The sequence below is a fragment of the bacterium genome, assembly GCA_040757115.1.
Lineage (GTDB): Bacteria > UBA9089 > CG2-30-40-21 > CG2-30-40-21 > SBAY01 > JBFLXS01.
Map to the genome: position 1 here is coordinate 1 of JBFLYA010000388.1, position 2,239 is coordinate 2,239.

At 36.2% G+C, this 2,239-nt stretch carries 4 protein-coding genes; all 4 read right to left on the minus strand.

Features of this window, described 5'->3' with window-relative positions; all coding sequences use genetic code 11:
* Positions 1 to 246 precede the first annotated feature (246 nt).
* Positions 247 to 474 carry a hypothetical protein gene (locus tag AB1422_18965; GenBank protein ID MEW6621383.1) on the minus strand — a complete coding sequence of 76 codons (228 nt, stop codon included), beginning with the start codon at positions 472 to 474 and terminating at the stop codon, positions 247 to 249.
* 90 nt (positions 475 to 564) lie between these two features.
* Positions 565 to 1,050, minus strand: coding sequence for a hypothetical protein (locus AB1422_18970; protein ID MEW6621384.1), 486 nt, complete (start codon positions 1,048 to 1,050; stop codon positions 565 to 567).
* Positions 1,051 to 1,061: 11 nt separating this feature from the next.
* Positions 1,062 to 1,484, minus strand: coding sequence for a hypothetical protein (locus AB1422_18975; GenBank protein MEW6621385.1), 423 nt, complete (start codon positions 1,482 to 1,484; stop codon positions 1,062 to 1,064).
* Positions 1,481 to 2,116, minus strand: coding sequence for a flavodoxin family protein (locus tag AB1422_18980; GenBank protein MEW6621386.1), 636 nt, complete (start codon positions 2,114 to 2,116; stop codon positions 1,481 to 1,483). Before AB1422_18980 ends, AB1422_18975 begins: the two co-directional genes overlap by 4 nt.
* Positions 2,117 to 2,239 lie beyond the last annotated feature (123 nt).

Sequence of the window (2,239 nt, forward strand, 5' to 3'; positions counted from 1 at the left end):
TCCTAATGCTTCAGCAACATATCTCTGTCGTTTCCCCTGAGCAAGCAAAACTATTGCTTGAATCTTTATTCGAACTCGTCCATCTCTCATTTTTTTGCTATCTTGGCTAATTCTTCAACTGAAACATCACTTCGCACTCTTTGCCATCCCATATAGTTCACCTCCTTAGAACTATATATCGGCAAAAAGATGCAAAAACTTTATAGAATTGATATAAGCTGTGTTAGACGATGTTGCGCCAACTTTCTACACCTTTTGTTCTTTTAGTAACCGGTTATTAATTTCTTGAAGAATTCCTTCTTCTCGCAATCTTAGGCAAATTGAGCAACCTGCAAAACGAATACTCTCCTTCATTAAACCTATTTCATTAAGTAACTTGCTGGTCATTTTGTTTTTATATTTATCAATTACTCCAAAAATTGATAACCTTTGTATTTCTTTAATAATTGGTCGGTTCGCAAAGAATGATTCCATCACTTTAAAATTAAGTTTACCAATTTCAGATATTACGAACCAATTATATCAATTTTAGTTAATTTCTGCCTCTTTAATAAGCCTTATATCTTAACGCCTATGGGTCAACAACTCCCTAAGCCCCTTTATTAAGGGGGAATATTTGCTTCTTATTCGTGTGCATTCGTGTTGACAAAAAGGCAAAAACTTTATAGAATTGATATTACACCCCATTTGTGGAATACAATAATAGTATTTACTGCCCCATGAAATATAATAATTTGGTGAGTTTCCACAAACAGAAAGTTTTCTTAGCAATTCTCTATTATTCATTATATAGAAATCTTCTTCATTTTTAATAATTTTTGAAGTGATCATCCTGTTTAACAATATCTCTCGATATGGACCAAGACTAATTTTGTCAGTTGAGTCAATTTTAACATAACAAGCTTGGTTTTCTATACCAACTGCTCTTCCCCATATCATAAAATCATTTATATCGTATTGAACTCCTTGTTTTGCATAGATTTCCCAAATATGAAAAGGGCAAGGTTGCAAAGCAACCGCAGAGTTCTGAACCCCGCCGTAAATGTTCATTTCTTACAAGCCTATTCTTCCAGACTTCTGCCATAGATGGCTGCAATCACCAGGCCTCCAAGCAAGAGGAATACAATGCCATGCAACCAGCCAACCACAACCATCATAAAAGATACTGGACTCATCGTATAGAAGAACAGTTCTCCCGCCAGTCTGGTAATAAGCCAGAGGGTTAATCCAAACATTAACCCTTTCTTGATACCTTCACCTGGAATACCTCGGTAGAGAATGGCAAATCCAAGTGAGATCATCAGGCCATTTAGGATATCGGCCAAGGGCATTCCGATCCTCCATATTGGATCATTTATTGATCTCCATAGATGTTGATATTGACTGGTCCACTTAGCAAATAATGCACCATAGAACAACCAGCCACATACCTCTCCAATAATTCCACATGTTAACCCGCCTAAGAACCACCTTAATACTTTCATCTTACCTTCCTCCTTCTTTCTTTTCTTTTTATCAAAGTCCTGGCAACCAATGCGCCAAGCTTTTTTGCTTCTTCTAAATTCTTTGGGTTCTTCACACCACCTTTCGCATCTACACTAAAAACCTTGTTGTTTATTCTTGGCTGATAAAATCTAAGCAGCCAGGCATATTTCCTTAATGGCTTTAAAACCCAATTGGTAGAATTATCAAAGGATGTGCCAATTATACTGAAGGGCTTGCCAGATAAAGTCCAGACAAAATCCTTATCAACCTCACTTGATGAATACACAATCATCATCAACCTCTCGATCAAGGCAGTGAACTTTGAGGGAATTGGGGTATAAAGGGGAATACAAGCAATTATTCCATCTGCCTCAACCATCCTTTGAAAAACCTCTTCAAAGTCATCATCTTCAATTATACATTTATGGGGCTTTTTAGCACAACCATAATATTCTACCTGTTGCACACCTGAATAACAGGCTTTGCAGGGCTTTATCTCAAGCTCAGCTAAATGTAATATTTCTGTCTCTATGGATTTGTTTTCTTCCTTTACTCCTTCAAAAGCGGCTTTAAGTAGCTCATACGAATTGCCATCCTTTCTTTGTGAACCATTAATGCCTAAGATTTTCATTTTTGCTTTCTCCATTTTTTATACCCCAAATCTTTTTGCACAGATTTGCAAGATGTTTCATTGTTATAAATTATAATCCCATTTCTTTTTTGGTATCAGGTTATTTACTTTACAAAGTTTATC

Coding starts and splice junctions, on each gene's coding strand:
- AB1422_18965 (MEW6621383.1), bottom strand. CDS start 474: ATGGAATCATTCTTTGCGAACCGACCAATTATTAAAGAAATACAAAGG.
- AB1422_18970 (MEW6621384.1), bottom strand. CDS start 1,050: ATGAACATTTACGGCGGGGTTCAGAACTCTGCGGTTGCTTTGCAACCT.
- AB1422_18975 (MEW6621385.1), bottom strand. CDS start 1,484: ATGAAAGTATTAAGGTGGTTCTTAGGCGGGTTAACATGTGGAATTATT.
- AB1422_18980 (MEW6621386.1), bottom strand. CDS start 2,116: ATGAAAATCTTAGGCATTAATGGTTCACAAAGAAAGGATGGCAATTCG.